This window comes from Xylophilus sp. PBN-3R (genome assembly GCF_057747805.1).
The window spans coordinates 1,183,347-1,201,460 of the sequence record NZ_CM173225.1 but is presented as its reverse complement, the minus strand read 5'-3'; the positions used below and the strand labels follow the sequence as shown (position 1 = coordinate 1,201,460).

Genomic DNA, 18,114 nt, shown 5'->3' with positions numbered 1-18,114 from the left:
CCAACCGCGACAACCGATTCCGAAGGACCCCCACCATGCGTGAAGGCCCCGCCACCGCGATCCACCGCGTCGACTACGTCGCGCCCGCCTACTGGATCGACACGGTAGAACTGTGTTTCGACCTCGACCCGGCCAAGACCCGTGTGCTCAACCGCATGCAGGTGCGCCGCAACCCCGACGTTCCGGCCCAGGCCCTGCGCCTGGATGGCGAGGAACTGAACCTGGCGCGTGTGCTGGTCAACGGCCAGGGCACGTCCTTCAAGATGGACACCACCGAGCGCGGCCAGCAACTGGTGCTCGAAAACCTGCCCGAAGGCCACGAGCCCTTCACGCTCGAAATCTTCACCACCTGCTGCCCGGCCAAGAACACCAAGCTGATGGGTCTCTTCGTCAGCGAAGACACCTTCTTCACCCAATGCGAGGCAGAAGGTTTCCGACGCATCACCTACTTCCTGGATCGCCCGGACGTCATGGCGATGTACACGGTGCTCTTGCGTGCGGACAAGGAAAAGTACCCGGTGCTGCTGTCCAACGGCAACCTGGTCGACGAAGGCACGCTGGAGGACGGCCGCCACTTCGCCAAATGGGTCGACCCCTTCAAGAAACCCGCCTACCTGTTCGCCCTGGTGGCCGGCAAGCTGGTCGCCCGCGAACAGCGCATCCGTTCGCGCGCCGGCAACGACCACCTGCTGCAGATCTTCGTGCGCCGCGGCGATCTCGACAAGACCGAACACGCCATGGTCTCGCTGATGCATTCCATCGCCTGGGACGAAGCCCGCTTCGGCCTGACGCTCGACCTGGAGCGTTTCATGATCGTCGCCACCAGCGACTTCAACATGGGCGCGATGGAAAACAAGGGCCTGAACATCTTCAACACCAAATACGTGTTGGCGAGCCAGGCCACCGCCACCGACGCCGATTTCTCGGGCATCGAGTCGGTGGTCGGCCATGAATATTTCCACAACTGGACCGGCGACCGCGTCACCTGCCGCGACTGGTTCCAACTGAGCCTGAAAGAAGGCCTCACCGTTTTCCGCGACCAGGAATTCAGCATGGACCTGTGCGCCGAAGCCTCGGCCCGCGCAGTCAAGCGAATCGAGGATGTCCGGGTGCTGCGCACCGTGCAGTTCCCCGAAGACGCCGGCCCCATGGCCCACCCGGTGCGGCCCGACGCCTATATCGAGATCAGCAACTTCTACACCGTCACCATCTACGAAAAGGGCGCTGAAGTCGTCCGCATGATGCAGACGCTCGTCGGCCGCAAGGGTTTCGAAGCTGGCATGACGCTGTATTTCGAGCGCCACGACGGCCAGGCCGTCACCTGCGACGACTTCGCCCAGGCCATCGCCGACGCAAACCCGCAAAGCGCCCTCGCCACCCTGCTGCCCCAGTTCAAGCGCTGGTACGCCCAGGCCGGTACGCCGCGTGTCAAGGCCATCGGCAGCTACGACGCCGAAACCCGCAGCTACACCCTGTCCTTGTCGCAGACCTGCCCGGCCACGCCCGGCCAGCCTTTCAAGGAAGCCATGGTCATTCCGGTGGCGCTGGGCCTGGTCGCCGACGACGGCACCGCCCTGCCCCTCAGTTACTCGGTCGATGGCTCGCAGACATCCGACGCCGGCCTGTTCACCATGACCGCGCCCCACCACACGCTGGTGTTCGGCAACCTGGACGCCGCACCGGTGCCGTCGCTGCTGCGCGGTTTCTCGGCACCGGTCATCCTCGACATCGACTTCACCGATGCCCATTTGCTGACCCTGCTCGAACACGACACCGACCCCTTCAACCGCTGGGAATCCGCCCAGCGCCTGGCCCTGCGCCAGGCACTGGCCGCCATCGGCGCGGAAGGCGAAGTTCCTGCAACCGTGCTGGACAACGCCTTCATCTTCGCCCTGCGCGCCGTCCTGCGCGACGACAAGCTCGACTCGGCCTTCAAGGAACTGGTGCTCACGCTGCCGTCCGAGGGCTATATCTCCGACCAGCTCGACATCGTCGACCCGCAGCGTGTACATGCGGTGCGTGAAGCGATGCGCCAGCAGTTGGCCACCGCCCTGCAGTCCGACTGGGCCTGGGCCTGGGAAACCAACGAACACAACGGCGCCTACACACCCGACCCGCTGTCGTCCGGCCGCCGTGCGCTGGCCGGCCTGGCGCTGGTCAACCTGAACCTGGCGGCGCGGGCCTCGGGCGAAACCGTCTGGCCCGGCCGCACTTACCAGCGTTTCAAGGACGCCGACAACATGACTGACCGGGCCAACGCCCTGGTCGCACTGGTCGGCGCGGGCAACGAACTTGCCAAGCCCGCGCTGGAGACCTTCCACGCACTGTTCGCCGGCGAAGCCCTGGTGATCGACAAGTGGTTCGCCATGCAGGCCGGTGCACCCGACCGCGGCGGCGACATCCTGCCGCAGGTCCTGCAACTGATGAAGCACCCCGACTTCAGCATCAAGAACCCCAACCGCGCCCGCAGCCTGGTGTTCGCCTACTGCAGCGGCAACCCTGCCGCCTTCCACCGCGCCGACGGCGCCGGTTATGCGTTCTGGGTCGAGCAGGTGCTGGCCATGGATGCCATCAACCCGCAGGTCGCCGCCCGCCTGGCGCGTGCGCTCGACCGCTGGAAAAAACTGAGCCCCGCCTACCGTGACGCCGCCCACCAGGCCATCGCCCAGGTTGCCGCCGCGTCATCGCTTAGCAACGACGTGCGTGAAGTCATTTCCCGCGCACTCGCCGACTGAAACCCAACATCCACCACAGGACCCGACACATGTCCCAGAAGATCAGCCTGGCCCGTTATCTGGCCGACAAACAACGCGGCGCCACCGCCATTCCCGAACAGCTGAAGTCGCTGCTCGAAGTGGTGGCCGACTGCTGCAAGAGCATCGGCAACGCGGTCAACAAGGGCGCGCTGGGCGGCGTGCTCGGCTCTGCCGGCAGCGAAAACGTGCAGGGCGAAGTCCAGAAGAAACTCGACATCATCAGCAACGACATGCTGATCGAGGCCAACAACTGGGGCGGCAACCTGGCCGGCATGGCCAGCGAGGAGATGGACGAAATCCTGCCCATCCCCGGCCAGTACCCGCAGGGCGACTACCTGCTGATGTTCGACCCGCTCGACGGCTCCAGCAACATCGACGTCAACGTCAGCATCGGCACCATCTTCAGCGTGCTGAAGAAGTCCGGCCCCGCGCCGGTGGCCGAGGCCGACTTCCTGCAGCCCGGCGTGCAGCAGGTCGCCGCCGGCTACTGTGTGTACGGCCCCCAGGCCACCCTGGTCTTTACGGTCGGCCAGGGCGTGGTGATGTTCACCCTGGACCGCGAACTCGGCACCTTCATCCTCACGCAGGAGAACGTGCAGATCCCCGCAGACACCAGGGAATTCGCCATCAACATGAGCAACATGCGCCACTGGGACACGCCGGTGAAGCGTTACGTCGACGAATGCCTGGCCGGCAAGGAAGGCGTGCGCGGCAAGGACTTCAACATGCGCTGGATCGCCAGCATGGTCGCCGACGTGCACCGCATCCTCTGCCGCGGCGGCATCTTCATGTACCCCTGGGACAAACGTGAACCCGGCAAGGCGGGCAAGCTGCGCCTGATGTACGAAGCCAATCCGATGAGCTGGCTGGTCGAACAGGCCGGCGGCGCATCCACCGATGGCCGCCAGCGCATCCTGGACATCGTGCCGACGCAACTGCATCAGCGGGTGGCGGTGGTGCTGGGGTCGAAGAACGAAGTCGACCTGGTGACGAAGTACCACCGCGAAGCCAAGGCCTGATGGACGGCTGTCAAGGCTGACATGGCAGCTTGAAGGACTGAAGAAACGGCCCGTGCGAACGGGCCGTTTGCATTGGCGGCGGCAAGACGGAAGGTCGTGGCTGACTTGCCCGATGGCATGAGCAGTCGCCCGCCGCAGAGGTCATCCCACTAAAAGAATGGGCTATAATCGCGGGCTTACGCCGGTGTAGCTCAGTCGGTAGAGCAGCTCATTCGTAATGAGAAGGTCGGGTGTTCGATTCATCTCTCCGGCACCACTCTTAGAAGCCCCTGAAGTCGCATGATCTCAGGGGCTTTTTTCATGTCCTTTTTTTTCGAGGTAAGTGCCAGGGTAAGTCGTGACGAGGGATGCGGACAGCATCTCAATCAGTCACATCGCTACCATCACGGCTCAAATCCCAAAACTTCCGACGACCCTCGTGAACAAGCTGCTCGCCGTCGCCACCGCTTCGATCTTCGCTACCGCCGCTCTCGCCGCATCCCCTGAGATCTTCGAAAAGGACTACAAACAGTTCAAGGACCAGATGTATTACCGGGTCGAGTTCGGCTCAAAGGCTAGGGCTCCGACCAAGGTCGAGATTGAAGGAATGTGCCGCAGCCTGGACAAGGGTGAGTCGAAGTTCGTCGTTTTCGTGCATTACGTTGGCCAGCGCAACTCCGCTTACGCGTCCTGCGGCCGGCTCAAGGACCAGCCGCGGAACACCATGGACGTCAAAATTTTTTGAGTACCACATGAAGCACCATCCTGCCTCATGAGCCGACTGCCCCTTCTTCTCCTTGCGTGGTCGCTCGCTGCGAGTGCACGCGCTGACGACTTCGATGCGCTTGAGAGGAAAGCCCTGGCAGGAGCCTATCAAGCCCAACGCAATGTCGCTTACTGGCTGACCGGCGGCAACGCTGGCGCACCGCCAAACAATCCAGTCCTGGAATGCGCATGGCGCCTAGCCATCCTGAAATCGGTCAACAAGCAAGTCGACGCAGGTGACGTGAGCAACAAGCAGCTCTACTGCGAAAAGCGGCTTCACGCCGATGCCCAGCGTTCTGCGCGAGCTCAGGCCGACACGCTGATCGTTCAGATTGCCAAGGGCAAGAAATGAGCGATAGGGAGCATCCGAGTACCCCTGATCGGCTGCGTCTTTCGCAGCGCCAGCATCTCAAACGCAACGATCGACTGAGTCCTGCCGAACTCGAAGCCCTGCGCAAGCTCAGTCTCGCCCGCGGCCTTGAACTGATGCGTCGCCTCGGCCTCAAAGGCTTAGCTTAAAAATTTCGATCAAAGCTTGGTCGAATCCTGATTCATCGCTAGCATCTCAAACGTCAGATACTGACTTTGGCCGTTCGATCGAGTCACAAACGATTGAACGGCTGCGGACCGACGCAGGATTCGGAGCCCCAAACCTGACAATTTAATTGATCAGCACGCTTGGAGCGGGCAGCGTGCGTTTTGACCGCTATAGGGTCAGGAACGCGCACGCATGAAATCCGTATCTGCCATTGCCACAATCGCCCTTTCCGGCATCGTTTTCCAAGCCGCAGTCGCAGCCACTACGCTGACGATCAACGAAGTCACCGCAGCCGGACGCCAAGCTGAAAAATCCCCGAAAGCGCTGAAATCACTCGCCGGCAAGCCCATCAGTCTCGAAATCGGTCCTCGCGACAACGATCCTCACTTTCGCTCCGCCCTGGGCGATCCCGGAATCACGGTGATCTGCCAAGCCAGCAGTGAAATTGCCAGCGGAAATATTTCCGCTGTCATTGAGAGTTTTGAACTCGACGTAGATTCTGGGCGAGAACAAATTAACGTGCTTAAGCTTAAGAACTGCAAGAATGCAGGATAAAGATGGCAGCCCCCGCCCAACCCGCAGGGGGCGGGGACCAGCATGATCTGCTTTTTCCGCCGATCGATGACGACCCACCTCCCCCAGCTGAAAAAGACCATTCGGGGGGTTTGGCAAATGCCGTGACCGCGATAATCGCTCTAAAAGCGAGAGCATAACTTGCCCTTCCTCAAAGTTTCTTTTTCCTCTAACTGGAGATTTGATGGCAAGCACGCTCATTATCGTCACGTTTGCAGCTGGTGCAGCCTGGGGCCCTAGCATCACTATTACTCCGACAGCGAGCTTAACTGCCTGCCAAAAACTGCAGCAGGTTGCGACTGACGCGATCGTAGCGACAGCGCGCTCGAATGTTCTTTCTGTGACTGTCTCAAAGTCAGGAAAAGAACTCGCTGTGACTGCGGGGCAGTCACAGCGAATCATGGCAAATCTGACGTGCGATTAACTCAAATCGTCGGCGAGCAATTTGATGATGAATGCGATGACCGGTAGGTCAACGGCGCCACTGACGCTTTCGAAAATCTTTCTGTCATAGACATATGCTTGCATGTTGTTAAGCAATTTTCGTAAGTTAAAAGCATTCGGACGTGCAACAGTCGTCCACAATCATCCAAGATGGAAAGTGACGGAGGTAGAAAGTAATTGAGCGCAGGAACAAAGTTGCCTCATTACGCCGTCAGTTTTTAAAGTTGAGCAGCATCGAAAAGCTGAGCAATTGAGACATCTAGCGCGATTGCGATGTCGCGTACAAGCATGACTCCGGGATTCTGCTGGCCCCGCTCGATGCTAGACATGTACGAGCGATCGATGTTTGAACGAAGGGCAAGACTCTCCTGAGAAAGCTTTTGAGCTTCCCGCATGCGCCGTATTGCGGCGCCTAAAGCGATCAAAGCTGGATCGTCAGCGAACTTTGGTGAACGAACGGGCATGGCTGATCGTCCGCATGCGTGGAATATTTTGCCACGGACGATCTTCCACATACACTAGAAGCACTGTACAACTCCTTGATCCGAACCGATATGAGCGACTTTGATGACGAAATTTTCGCCGCGCATCTTGAAGGCATAGATGCCGCACTGCGTGTGATCGAACGACGTGCGCATGAGCGCGCTCAGCGGAAAGCAGAGGTAAAAACGATGGAACAAAAGATCAATCATGGAATCGATACTCTCGTTGCCGGCATCAAATGGCGGTCAGAAACCATCTCTGAACTTAAAGCCTACGTAAATTTTTTGCACAACGAGAACGCGCAATTTAAAGTTCGCTTCGCTTCGCAGCGGGACACGATTTTTGAGCTGCGTGACCAGCTTCGAAAGTTGACAAACTCGGATTGATCAGTGCCACAAATCGGCATGGAATGAGGCGGAACGAACTGGTGTACGACCATGCTTCCGCAAAGTCGTGCAGGGCCTAACATGGACACCAAATTCGCCAAATTGCCGTTGATCAGAAATCGCATTAAAGTTCAGTTAGGCAGTTCCAGTGGTGCCGCCGTGATGGCGGCTTAGAAGCATAGGATTACCTCATTGGTGTGAGTCTTTAGTGTGCGCCGTATAGGTGGCTTAGAAGAGATAGGTCAACCCGTCGGAGTGAAGCCTTTTTGTGTACCGCCATGTAGGCGGCTTAGAAGGTTAAACGCGTAAGCGATTGACCGAGCTGGAACTGCCCTTTATTCCGGGAATTAACTGCGACGTTAAGCAGTCGATTTTTACTCATAGCTCTTCATCTCCCTGGTCGCGGCAATTTCTTTGTTGGCGTTCTAATGTTTCTATGCGAAGACTCATCGCCTGATGCTCGCGCTTCCAACGTTCGCATTGCTTCCCTAACTGCACAACTTGTTCTTCGCAATTGCTCAAACCCTTCTCGAACTCGAAGGATAAGTCTGCCAAACAGGTTTTCAAGAGTTGATTTATCTGACTCATAATTTTCCTCTGGTATGCGTGAAGGGCTAGTATGTATTTTTGTCATGGCTTCCAAGCTTTGCGTTCCATGCTTGGGGTCAGGAAGGTTAATATGATCAGGGTGCTTGGGCGAAACATCAGAAATGGTTTTTAAGCGTCCTGCAATAGCAAGGTCTTTGACCTTAACCGTGCTCAAATCAAGCTCAGCGAGATAATTTGGTGCCGTAGCGCTTAGCTTTCGCGATTTCGATTGCCGAAAACGACGTAGGTTGTATTGAGTTCGTCGCGCAATACCTTCCTCGTACATCGCCTTTGCTTTTAATTCCTTAGTTCGATCGGTATCTGGATCAATAGAATGCGCTTCACGTGATTTTAAAGATGGGGTGGGCATTACCGCATTAAAAGCCGCACTGAAATGAGTACCTTTCAGCCGCACGGGTTTTGTTTGACCATCGGGAATGACCGAGACGTAATTTTCGCCAACACGATTGATGACTCCTACTTTAGACAATGCCGAAACTACATCTTCCTGACACGTAATTTCACCTCGCCGGATGCCTGAGTCGATGTATCCTGCAAGTAATGCTTTTACATCTGGCTCCACGTGAACGCCTGTTTTGATCCGAGCCGAGGATATGGCGACAGCCTTGCCTGGCTGATATTCACGGGCGCGCCGCGGATCATCCGGGCGCGCCCATCCTTTCCGGTAGTTCCACATGTCGCGAAGTGGGTCGAAGTCTTTTTGCCAGCCAGGTGACGCGCAATTAAAATGTTTTCCTGTCGGAATATGTACGTTGGCGACGAGCACGTGAACGTCCACTTTATCTTTGCTTCGATGAAGGTACACAACGGATGAAAAATCGCAGGGATCCAAGCCTCCGAAGCAGAGCGACAGAAAATCATCAACAACAGAATCAATTTCTGCCGGCGAGGGGTTGTCGCTCGGGGCCCACGCGATGACGCCGGACTTATAAGTCTCCTGGAATGGCAACCCTGATGCCGCCAACTCAAATATTTGAGGTGTCCCCCGAAGAACTATCACCTCGTCTCTAGCCAGCCCTTTTCCGTCAATGCTCCCGCCGCAATACGCCGTTGCTTTCCTGGGATCATTCCGCCCTGCGGCGAGCCAAGTAATCAGCATGGTGATGCTTCCTTGCTTTTAGAGGAAATTTCAACTTGTTTGCGCCCTACTTTAACTAAAAGTTGTTCAATGGTGGCCAGCTGCAAACCGACGATTAATAAATCAGCTGGCCGCCCGAGGTGCCTAGAAACGTGCAAGGCTTTTACTGCTTGATTTAAGAGATTACAAGCTCGCACTAGAATCAGCCTAGTGTCCGGATCCAGAGATTCCATTGCTTTTGAAATCTGTGGGCGTTTCCTCTTTCTCATTGGACTCACGGGGAAGGCATGTTGAATTCCAGCCGCTATTCTAATGAGATCGCGTAGCTTTTCGCTTTCCGTGACGCCTGAGACTTTTGCCAGGTGTGCCAGGTTGTTCAAGTCGTCTTCTTGGAATCGAAATGTCTTCCGATCCATAGGCGCCTTCAGTTTATTCATGAAAAAACCCTGTTGGATGGCGCCCGTTGACTGGTTTCCGGAATCCGATTTTGAGGGGGTTTGAAGGGGGACGGAACGCCCCCCTCACCAGCCGCCGTCGTCAGACGGCGTAGTCTGGCTTGCATGTTCGGCTGTTCTCGTGTTGCTCGGCCTGTGGTCATTTCGCGGAGCCTCCGACTTTGGGCTTTGGGCTTTGGGCTTTGGGCTTTGGGCTTTGGGCTTTGGGCTTTGGGCTTTGGGCTTTGGGCTTTGGGCTTTGGGCTTTGGGCTTTGGGCTTTGGGCTTTTCACGAGAATACCTGTTCGACAAGTCTTTTTCGGCTGAAAGGAGCTGGAACAAGCAAAATGAATGGATGTTTTTCGGACAACTGCGGTCAGGTCAGATTGACTCAGTGCCGATGACAAAAGATAGCTCGGTGCCATTTGTGGCACCGAGCTAGCATGGCAGAAACCGTCCTAAGTCTACATACAGAACATCTTCCTTACGCGTCCCGGCATATTGGTTGCCAGCACTTCCTCCTCGAAAGAGCACCACTGGAAGGAAGTTATTACTTTTACAAATTTGAATTGATTGCCTCGATCAAATCGTCGACGAGCTTATCCGACCAATTGCCGGACATTCGGGCGTCAAGCATTTCAAAGAATAGCTGTCTATTTTTTAAATCTAATACGCTGAACTCACGCAGAGAAACCACATTATTTCGTCCAACATAGCTTTTTAAAGCAGCCGCCAAAAAATCGCTTGCGTCACCGCCCTTAGTCGCTGCAATTCGATAGCGATCAATCCATTTAAAACGTAATTCTTCGGACAAAACTTAACCTCCAATTTGTTTCGTGAAAACGCTCACGTGAAAGATAGTCTGAAGAGCATTGTTCATAAGTCCAAATTTTTGCTAAAAAATGCTTTGCGCGGTTGGAAAAACACCACATCAAATCGTGCCGAAAGTTAGGTGAATTAACTAATTTCGACTAGGCAAAATTTGGAAGAGCCTGTTGTCAAGCAGCCAAGACATGTGGAAAATTTTAAAGATATGCGGCTAGGAGGTTTTTCGTGCAGCGATCGGAGAAAAACTTTAACGCGCCGAACAAGCGCCACATGAAGGCAACTACACAACTCTGTATCGGTCGTGGAACATCGAAGCGCAGTCGACGTGACGGGTAGTGGAACTTTGACGACGTGCCGCGTGCCGACGGGTTTGGCTTGATGAGATATGAGAGCGAGACGCACAGCTCGACTTGGGTGTCTGGCGGCAGGGCAAGCAGTTGCTCTTTCGGCCAGCTATCCAGATGACTTGGCGCAGGTGGCCACCCGATTACACCTTCTGCTGGCACAGCATGTCTCTCGCAATTGCCTAATCGAAACAGAATGCATATTGTCCGTTTCCGGCCAGAAGCGGACAGTGCTGCTGTCGCGTTTAAAGTCCACTTCAGACTGGTTCCAGTCGTTCGACTCAAGGCCGTCGAAATGCAACTTCAACCGGCAGCAGTCGTTTGGTGCTCTGCGCATCCCATCGTCTGCCAGTCGAACGAGCTGATCGAGACGATCGCTACACTTCCAACAACATGGGAGTGAGAGATGCTGACTGACGTCTTTTTCCGCCGCTACGAAAACAAACCGATGTTCACCGGCGTCGGTCCGAAAGAGTCCGCCGTGTTCGTCCAGACGTACCGCATCGTCAACGAGGACATCTGGAAGTATTACGGCCCTGACAAGAAGGTCGACGAGCGCGTCAAGGCGATCTGGGCTTCCCTTCATGACCGCCTGACCCGCGAGATTGGCATCACTGAGCTGTCGGCGCGCCACTACTCATATCATTCAGAGTGGATGGGCAAGCCCTTTACAAACACTGGCTCGTACAACATTAACTTGGTCGTGCAAGCATGGATAAATGCCAAGTGCACGGAGACCATGGACCCTGATGCATTCGTCAAGCGTCGTCTGAGCTTCATCGAGTTGGCATTCCGCGAGCGTGAGCGCCAGCTTGATGAGCTGAACGAGGAGCTGCCAGCAGCACTCAAGCATGCTGCCCTGCAAGACGCGATTGCAAGATCGAAGCACACTGGCATGCGTGTTCCTGGCTTCCGTTTTGATGGTGTAAAAGCACATAACGAGTCTCTGAACAGCATGTTCACTGCGCAGGTGCACGAGTTGAACGAGCGCTTCAAGCAAGCCGGCATGCCGCTGAACTATCACAACGGCTTCATCCAGATTACGCAGGACGCTCTGGTGCAGGCTCAGATTGAGCAGCCGTTCTGGGACCTTGTGAAGGAACCACGATGGAAGAACGTCAGCACCGACATGGCAACAGCCTTCGACCTTCGCGACAGTGGTGGTCCGGACCCATCGTTCTACGCAGGACGGGCACTCGAAAGCACGATCAAGATCATTAGCGACGAGAAGAAGTGGAGTACCGGCAATGAGAAGGGCGTCGGCGGGTACCTAAACAACCTGACCAGCAAGGTAAACGGCTCATTCATCGCTCCATGGGAGCACGAGTCAATGCAGCGCTTCTTCGCGGATGTGCGGAACGCTTTTGCCCACGGCCCGGGCTCGAAGGAGATGCCCAAGCTAACGGCGCAGCAGATTGATCACACCATCGAGTTCTGCATGTCCTGGGTAAAAAGCCTGATCGCTCGGCTTTAGCCACTTTCCGGGCAGCCCTCGCACGCCTTCCCGTCGGAGCAGAAGCAGCGATTGCTGCAACCGCGACGATGGAACCTTGAAACTAGTCGCATGATGGCAATCCGCGATACAGTTGCCCCTAGGCCTGCACGAGCCGAGGACTGCAATCGCTAAAAAGCAGACCTTTGGACGCTCGACCAAGTGGCTGCTTAGGGCCCGATGCAGTCGTTCAATGCGGCCGGTCGACCGTCTACTTGCTGCTCATACGCCCACCTTAAACAATTCCGTACTCAACCGCAGGCGGGCTTGCAGTTGATGGGTGCGACGATCTGTACTGCGATGAACGCCTGCACCGACAGTCCGGAGCAGGCCCGGCGCCGCACGGCACCCCGTGCAGCGCATCGCCCAGCGCGCCCTTGAACGGATTGCGTATCAGCCGCCCGTCCATCTTTATTGCCCAATCGCAGGCTGCGTCGACCTAAATTGCGAATCCATTCACCTTCGCTGCGAGACCTGCGCTCTCCTTGAAGGCGCGGAGGCCGCCTCCAAGCTATTCGTTGATCCGCACATCGATTTTGCTGCGGGCCACGCATACCTCATCCTTCACCACGTACGCCTCAACGTAGTGATCGCCATGGAAGCTAGTTTTCTCGCTGCGGCGCTCATTGCCGCCGTCGAGCAGCAGTTGCCCGCGAATGCCCCGCTTTTCCGCCGCTGGGCCGACATTGCGCACCTTCCAATAAAGCGTATAGGGCTTGGGGACGTCGCACCGCTCAACGAAGAAGTCGAGCGCGCGCCCCACGGGAAGCCAAGTGAACGTCTTGGCCAAGGCGCGCAGGCGCTCGCCCCTGCCACCCGCCGCAGTGACCTCGCTGTCGATACGGAAGTCATATCGGACGTCGACGGGGAATTTGCTCTCGATGAATTCCTCTGTCGTGTATCGAGAAGCGTCCACGCTCTCGTTGGCCCGGGTCGCGACCTGGCTCGTGGAAGGGAACGAACGGCCGAACACCTCGCGGTAGAGGCGCGTCTTGCGCGGTTCCTTGTCGGCGTCCTTCGCCTCAGCGCATTTCGCAGCCGCCTTCTTCGCCTTGGACTGGAACTTGCCAGTCGCGTGCACACGCTGGCCGCTGCCTGGGGCCGCCCAATAGTCTTGGTGTTCAAGCCCGCCCATGAAGCTGAATACAGACACCAACAAGGCGTCATACGAGGCGTAGGTTGCCGTGTCGTACGTGGAGTCTTGCGAGAAGAAGTTGTAGACAATCGTGTCGATGAGCAAGCCGCCCATATTCACGCCATTAGCGTTCTTCCACGCCCGGAGCATCTTGCACACGTGCTTATAGTTGCGATTGGTCCGCGCGTTTCTAGCGTCCACTGCCTCCATCTCTTTGATCGGTTTGCATAAGCGCCAACTGCCGCCGTCGTTGGCGTCGGGGAAGCGGTAGCCGTCGGATGCCTCCTCCCAAAACGCCGGCAAGACCTCTACCACGTAGCCGCCAAATCTCACCACCACGACTTGCCCGTCGCCCTTGACCTCGGTTCGAGGGTAGCGCGTCAGCAGGGACTGCCTCACCGCTTGGAGCAACTGCGAGGGACCGTTGCCCTCGCGCTTTCGATACTGCTCATACATGGCTGACGGCAGCTCGAACACCATGTCCAAGTCGCTGATGCCATGGATCGCCGTTCCACGCCCGTAGGAACCGACTTGGCGGCGGTGGGCGGTGTCGGACTCCAAATTCCAGAAATCCTTGTTCAGCCGCGCGGAAATGTTGGCATACGAGGTGGCGATGTCACCCGCGTTTGAGACGGCGATGTTCGCGCGAAACGTCGTGAACAGTGCCGAGCTCATGCCAGAGTCTTGCAGACGGCCGCGCGCACGGCGGGGAGCGTCGTGGCTAGCAGCCACAGACCAACGAGGATGGCGGCGGCGAAGGTCACGATCATCCCCAGCGGCATCTTGTCCCGAAGCAACTTGAAATGCAGTTGCTCGTCCATCCACTGCGTCTGTCCCTGCCAGAAGAACTTGTAGTGGGCATACCAGTCGCTCAAGAAGATCTGCTTCGGAACCCCGATGCACAAAGCTTCACGCTGAATCTCCTCGTGGCGCTTTTCCAAGTCCGGCAGGTCCAAGCCATCCGGCTGCTCCTTGACCTTTTGGTAGAGCATGCGCAATTCATGGAGATTTCCAGTGAGCAAGCCGCCAGCCTCGGCGTATTTAGCCTTCTCCTTGTCATACATAGCGATGCTTGACGCGCCGATCGCAATGATGATGAACGCGGCGGCCAGCCACTTCTGTTCAAACCAAGGGATGAAGAGTGCGCAGATTCCCGCTGCCGCCGAGAAGAGCGACACCCACCCCGGCATCTTCTCGACGATGTCGTAAGTCGCCAGGTGTTTCTTGGCCGCGTAGCCAATGTTGTATCCAGACTCAGCGATCAGCCGAAGCAAAGCTTCTTTTTTCATGGCATCTCCTCTTGGCCGGATGTTACGAGCGTTCTGCTGAGTGGCAGGACTTGACCGAGCGAAAGTTACACGAGAAGCGCCAAACCCAGTTACCGGTACAGGTGGCAGCGGTCATTGGTCCACCAGAATGGAATGTCGGCCGCCAATCTGAAATGGACGTCGGGCCGACGCGCTGAATATGTCTACTTCGGGCCGAAACCGGTATCTCACCGGTCTGACTGTGGCGAAGCTTGAAAAGGCGACGCGTTCAATGGAGACCGGCCCCATGCTTCCCTTCCACCACGTCTACCACTACACGCTTTTCCCAACTGCTCAGTGCGTGGGCGCAAGATGGGTAGGTGTCATTCGAGTCCTCGAAGGCACTGGCACCGTTCGGTGTCAAACGATTGAGGAAGAGTTCGACACCGAGTACGCTGCAATGGTTGGTGCGACCATCGACGCAGCAAGCGTCGCGAACCTTATTCGCGCTGGCTTCTAATCGGCATCACGCCTCGGTTTGCTCGGCGAGTTCCAAGGCGTCCTCCACCTCAATGCCTAGGTAACGCACCGTGCTCTCAAGCTTCGTGTGACCCAATAGGAGCTGGACAGCTCTGAGATTCTTGGTTCTGCGATAGATGAGAGAGGCCTTGGTTCTGCGCAGTGTGTGAGTGCCGTAGGCCGAATTGTCGAGACCAATGTCCGTCACCCATTTGTCGACAATCCTTGCGTACTGCCTGGTGCCAATGTGTGGTGACAACCGATTGCGAGATGGGAATAGAAAGTCGTCGTGCGTGAGCCTCGCCGCTGCCATCCATTCGGCAATCGCCACGCGCGTTTGCTCTGTCACTTCGAACCGGACGGGAAGTTCCGTCTTCTGCTGCATCACCGAAGCGCGTGGTGCGATCCTTCCTGCCGCTGCGACATCCTTGACACGCAGCTTCACTAGGTCGCAGCCGCGGAGCTTGCTGTCGATGGCCAAATTGAAAAGCGCGAGATCACGCGTGCGCTTGGACAACTGCAACCGAACTCGGATGGCCAAATGTCTTGGAGCCGTAGTGGTGTCTTCTGACCGACGATCTTGTCCTTGTTCCACGCTCTGCGGCGAGCAGATTTTTCCGTGACGACGACATCCATAAAAACTCCAAAGTGATGGGAGTTTGAATGTGTGCGGAGCGACAACGCAGCAGGACCTTGTGTTTAGTTATGGCTGGCTGAAAGTCATATCTCGCCCTTTCTTTTTTCGCGTCGGCCCGTCAAAGTTTTGGTTTGCCGTCGCGCGTAAGAGGCCACGTTTCATCACGGAAGCATTAAGAACTCGAGTGACGCTAACAGGGCCTATGGTGGCTACAATCTGCAGCTTCGGAGATGGCATTCCTCCGTGAACCGCCGCGGTATCACCCGCAGCTGATGATGCCTACAGACACCTGATGACATGCAGGGCTGTAGGCGTTCGTGCTCGCTTATCCCCGCTGGATCAGGCCCTCGACCTTTCGACGTGAGTAGCTGATCCATGCCCAAGTTTCCTCGCCCGACCCTTCCTGTCCCGTGGAACCTCCCGATCTACATCGGCAAATGGTTTCTGCTTGCGTGTGCTGTGGCCTTGCTGGCCGGCACCGCCTCGGCCTTCTTTCTCTTCGCGCTTGACCGTGCAACCCAATGGCGCGAATCGCACCGCTGGGTCTTTTGGCTGCTGCCTCTTGCCGGTTTCCTCACCGGCTGGGTGTACTTCCGTTGGGGCAAGTCTGTCGATGCCGGCAACAACCTGCTGATCGAGCAGATCCACGATCCGCAGAGCGTGATTCCCCTGCGCATGGCGCCGCTCGTGCTGGGCGCAACGGTGGTGTCCCACCTGTTCGGCGCTTCGGTCGGACGCGAGGGAACAGCTGTCCAGATGGGAGGCGCGCTGGCCGACCAGCTCACGCGGCTGCTACGCCTGGACAATGCCGACCGCCGCATCCTGTTGATGGCCGGCATCAGCGCGGGCTTCGCCTCCGTGTTCGGGACACCCCTGGCTGGCGCGATCTTTGGGCTGGAAGTATTGGCCATAGGCCGCATGCGCTACGACGCCCTCTTCCCCTGCGTACTGGCCGCCGTCGTGGCCGACCAGGTCGGGCTGGCCTGGGGCGTGCACCACACGCAGTACGCCGTGGGGCAGGTCGCCGCAGTGAGCGGGTGGAGCGTTTGCGCGGTAGCGCTGGCCGGCCTTATCTTCGGGCTGACCGGCCGATTCTTCGCTACCGCCACGCACCGGCTCGGCGGCATGGTCAAACGTGGGATCGCCTACCCACCCCTGCGTCCGCTGCTGGGTGGCATCGTGGTCGCCGTCGCCGTCTGGGTGCTGGATGGTGATCGATACATCGGGCTCGGCATTCCGACCATCGTCGAAGCCTTTCATGTGCCGGTAGCACCCTGGGACTTTTTGGGCAAGATGGCTTTCACCGTCGTTTCGCTAGGCACCGGTTTCAAGGGCGGCGAAGTAACACCCCTTTTCTACATCGGCGCCACGCTGGGTAACGCGATGGCACCACTGCTGCACATGCCGTTCTCGATGATGGCGGCTCTCGGTTTCGTGGCGGTCTTCGCCGGAGCAGCCAACACGCCGCTCGCGACCATCGTGATGGCAGTCGAGTTGTTCGGGCCCGCCATCGGGCCACTGGCAGCCATTGCCTGCGTCGCGAGCTACCTGGCTTCCGGCCATGCCGGCATCTATCACGCCCAACGCGTGGGCCACGGAAAGCACCGCAGCACGCTGCCCGAGGATCTTCGCCTGGCCGACATCCCCGAGTACCGCAGGCAGCAGAAAGCCCAAGGTCACATTCAGGAGGGCAAGCCATGATTGATGGAGCGCATCCGCCTGCCGGCATGACGGTGCTTCGCTTGTACTTTCCGGCAGGAAGCCGCCAGCGGGCGACACGCTTCTGGCATCGTCTGGGCGCGCCGGCTCTGGCGCAACATCTGCTGGCCATCGCCGGCCGCGCCGACATCGCGCAGGCGCTGCTCTACCCGGTCACTGCCGGCTACCTGCCTGGCAAGACCTTGAGCCATCACCACCCGGATGTGACGGCCATGCGGCATCCGCAGTGCCTGGAGCTTCTCGACACCGAAACACGCCTGCGCGCTTTCCTGCATGACCATGCGGACGAGCTAGGGGAGGTGCGTGCAGTTCTCTTTCTTTGCGAGCTGCCGCTGGCCCCGCGACCCATCCCTGGGGTTGGCCACAGTGAGTCACCATGCTGAATACCATCGCTGCCATCTCCGTCGGCGCGGCAGTGGGTGCGCTTCTGCGTTATGCATTGAGCCTGCTCTTGAACGCACACATCGAAGCATTGCCGCTGGGCACGCTCGTCTCCAATCTGGTCGCCGCGTATGTGGTCGGTTTCGCCATCGCGTACATCGGTAGCAATGCATCGATTTCGACAACTTGGCGGCTGTTCATCATCACTGGCTTCGCTGGGGGACTGTCGACTTTTTCAACCTTCTCCGCGGAATTGCTCTTCCTGTTGAAAGACGGCCGCGTGGGCTGGTCCGTGGCCACCCTGTTCCTGCACGTGTGCGGTTCGCTGTGCATGACCGCACTTGGCATGGCGAGCGCGTCGGCTCTGCGTCCTCAATGAATCGGGAGACACCATGAAGGGTTACCAGATCACTTTCTTCTGCGAGCAGGAGCAACACCACAGGCAGACGCCGATGGGCGACTGGCTGCTTCAATTCGCTCAGGACCAGGGAGCCATGGGCGGAAGCATGGTCGGCGCGTCCACCGGTTTCGGTGCGGCCGGAAAGATGCATTCGACGCATTTCTTCGAACTGGCGCAGCAGCCCGTTGCGGTCACGGTTTCTGCCACCGACGAAGTCGCTGCGCGACTGCTCGCAGCGTTGGCGCTCGAGCCCATCACGGTGTTCTACATCCAGGTGCCGATGACCTACGGCCGCCTCGGCACCGCCACGCCGCCAAAGCCACCGGGCGACGAGCTGGACGACTGAAC

Annotated in this window: 18 protein-coding genes, 1 tRNA gene, 1 pseudogene and 1 riboswitch; of the genes and pseudogenes, 13 read left to right on the top strand and 7 right to left on the bottom strand. The window is 57.8% G+C overall.

What is annotated here, in order from left to right; translation table 11 throughout:
• Positions 1–35 precede the first annotated feature (35 nt).
• From pepN to AC3ANW_RS05490, 7 genes are all read left to right on the top strand, one after another.
• Positions 36–2,735 (top strand): aminopeptidase N, encoded by a 2,700-nt coding sequence (gene pepN, locus AC3ANW_RS05520; RefSeq protein WP_488344200.1) that lies wholly within the window; start codon positions 36–38, stop codon positions 2,733–2,735.
• Between the two features lie 29 nt (positions 2,736–2,764).
• The gene (locus AC3ANW_RS05515; RefSeq protein WP_488344199.1) at positions 2,765–3,775 is read left to right on the top strand and encodes a class 1 fructose-bisphosphatase; all 1,011 of its coding nucleotides are present in this window, start codon (positions 2,765–2,767) and stop codon (positions 3,773–3,775) included.
• 180 nt (positions 3,776–3,955) lie between these two features.
• Positions 3,956–4,031: transfer RNA gene (locus AC3ANW_RS05510), tRNA-Thr, on the top strand.
• A gap of 162 nt (positions 4,032–4,193) precedes the next feature.
• Complete coding sequence (locus AC3ANW_RS05505; RefSeq protein ID WP_488344198.1) at positions 4,194–4,499, top strand: hypothetical protein; 306 nt, start codon at positions 4,194–4,196, stop codon at positions 4,497–4,499.
• A gap of 27 nt (positions 4,500–4,526) precedes the next feature.
• Entirely contained in the window at positions 4,527–4,871 is a 345-nt protein-coding gene (locus AC3ANW_RS05500; protein WP_488344197.1) for a hypothetical protein, read from the top strand.
• The gene (locus AC3ANW_RS05495; protein ID WP_488344196.1) at positions 4,868–5,038 is read left to right on the top strand and encodes a hypothetical protein; all 171 of its coding nucleotides are present in this window, start codon (positions 4,868–4,870) and stop codon (positions 5,036–5,038) included. The genes AC3ANW_RS05500 and AC3ANW_RS05495 overlap by 4 nt, the downstream gene beginning before the upstream one ends.
• 211 nt (positions 5,039–5,249) lie before the next feature.
• Positions 5,250–5,612, top strand: a complete 363-nt coding sequence (locus tag AC3ANW_RS05490; protein WP_488344195.1) for a hypothetical protein — start codon at positions 5,250–5,252, stop codon at positions 5,610–5,612.
• Positions 5,613–6,292: 680 nt separating this feature from the next.
• Here AC3ANW_RS05490 and AC3ANW_RS05485 read toward each other — a convergent pair.
• Positions 6,293–6,538, bottom strand: coding sequence for a helix-turn-helix domain-containing protein (locus tag AC3ANW_RS05485; RefSeq protein WP_488344194.1), 246 nt, complete (start codon positions 6,536–6,538; stop codon positions 6,293–6,295).
• Between the two features lie 90 nt (positions 6,539–6,628).
• Here AC3ANW_RS05485 and AC3ANW_RS05480 point away from each other — a divergent pair, with 90 nt between their 5' ends.
• Positions 6,629–6,943: a hypothetical protein gene (locus AC3ANW_RS05480; protein WP_488344193.1), complete on the top strand. Its 315-nt coding sequence runs from the start codon at positions 6,629–6,631 to the stop codon at positions 6,941–6,943.
• 388 nt (positions 6,944–7,331) lie between these two features.
• Here the strand turns inward: AC3ANW_RS05480 and AC3ANW_RS05475 are convergent, their stop codons facing one another.
• From AC3ANW_RS05475 to AC3ANW_RS05465, 3 genes are all read right to left on the bottom strand, one after another.
• Entirely contained in the window at positions 7,332–8,651 is a 1,320-nt protein-coding gene (locus AC3ANW_RS05475) for a relaxase family protein (RefSeq protein WP_488344192.1), read from the bottom strand.
• Positions 8,645–9,067, bottom strand: a complete 423-nt coding sequence (locus tag AC3ANW_RS05470; RefSeq protein ID WP_488344191.1) for a hypothetical protein — start codon at positions 9,065–9,067, stop codon at positions 8,645–8,647. Before AC3ANW_RS05470 ends, AC3ANW_RS05475 begins: the two co-directional genes overlap by 7 nt.
• Positions 9,068–9,620: 553 nt before the next feature.
• Complete coding sequence (locus AC3ANW_RS05465) at positions 9,621–9,878, bottom strand: hypothetical protein (RefSeq protein WP_488344190.1); 258 nt, start codon at positions 9,876–9,878, stop codon at positions 9,621–9,623.
• A gap of 764 nt (positions 9,879–10,642) precedes the next feature.
• On the opposite strand from AC3ANW_RS05465, the gene AC3ANW_RS05460 reads away from it, so the two are divergent.
• Complete coding sequence (locus AC3ANW_RS05460; protein WP_488344189.1) at positions 10,643–11,710, top strand: AbiJ-NTD4 domain-containing protein; 1,068 nt, start codon at positions 10,643–10,645, stop codon at positions 11,708–11,710.
• 529 nt (positions 11,711–12,239) lie between these two features.
• On the opposite strand, the gene AC3ANW_RS05455 is transcribed toward AC3ANW_RS05460, so the two are convergent.
• The 3 genes and pseudogenes from AC3ANW_RS05455 to AC3ANW_RS05445 all read right to left on the bottom strand — a co-directional run bounded on the left by AC3ANW_RS05455 (position 12,240) and on the right by AC3ANW_RS05445 (position 15,265).
• Entirely contained in the window at positions 12,240–13,538 is a 1,299-nt protein-coding gene (locus AC3ANW_RS05455; RefSeq protein ID WP_488344188.1) for an SMODS domain-containing nucleotidyltransferase, read from the bottom strand.
• Positions 13,535–14,152, bottom strand: a complete 618-nt coding sequence (locus AC3ANW_RS05450; RefSeq protein WP_488344187.1) for an SLATT domain-containing protein — start codon at positions 14,150–14,152, stop codon at positions 13,535–13,537. Before AC3ANW_RS05450 ends, AC3ANW_RS05455 begins: the two co-directional genes overlap by 4 nt.
• A gap of 484 nt (positions 14,153–14,636) precedes the next feature.
• Positions 14,637–15,265, bottom strand: a pseudogene (locus AC3ANW_RS05445) (tyrosine-type recombinase/integrase).
• Positions 15,266–15,483: 218 nt separating this feature from the next.
• Positions 15,484–15,555, top strand: a riboswitch (Fluoride riboswitch).
• A gap of 86 nt (positions 15,556–15,641) precedes the next feature.
• Here AC3ANW_RS05445 and AC3ANW_RS05440 point away from each other — a divergent pair.
• The 4 genes from AC3ANW_RS05440 to AC3ANW_RS05425 are packed head-to-tail and all read left to right on the top strand — an operon-like array spanning position 15,642 to position 18,112.
• Complete coding sequence (locus AC3ANW_RS05440) at positions 15,642–16,967, top strand: voltage-gated chloride channel family protein (RefSeq protein ID WP_488344186.1); 1,326 nt, start codon at positions 15,642–15,644, stop codon at positions 16,965–16,967.
• The gene (locus tag AC3ANW_RS05435) at positions 16,964–17,368 is read left to right on the top strand and encodes a hypothetical protein (RefSeq protein WP_488344185.1); all 405 of its coding nucleotides are present in this window, start codon (positions 16,964–16,966) and stop codon (positions 17,366–17,368) included. Before AC3ANW_RS05440 ends, AC3ANW_RS05435 begins: the two co-directional genes overlap by 4 nt.
• A complete protein-coding gene (crcB, locus tag AC3ANW_RS05430; RefSeq protein WP_488344184.1) occupies positions 17,362–17,745 on the top strand; it encodes a fluoride efflux transporter CrcB in 384 nt (127 codons plus the stop codon). Before AC3ANW_RS05435 ends, crcB begins: the two co-directional genes overlap by 7 nt.
• A 13-nt stretch (positions 17,746–17,758) precedes the next feature.
• Complete coding sequence (locus tag AC3ANW_RS05425; RefSeq protein ID WP_488344183.1) at positions 17,759–18,112, top strand: DUF190 domain-containing protein; 354 nt, start codon at positions 17,759–17,761, stop codon at positions 18,110–18,112.
• The last annotated feature ends 2 nt before the right edge of the window (positions 18,113–18,114 follow it).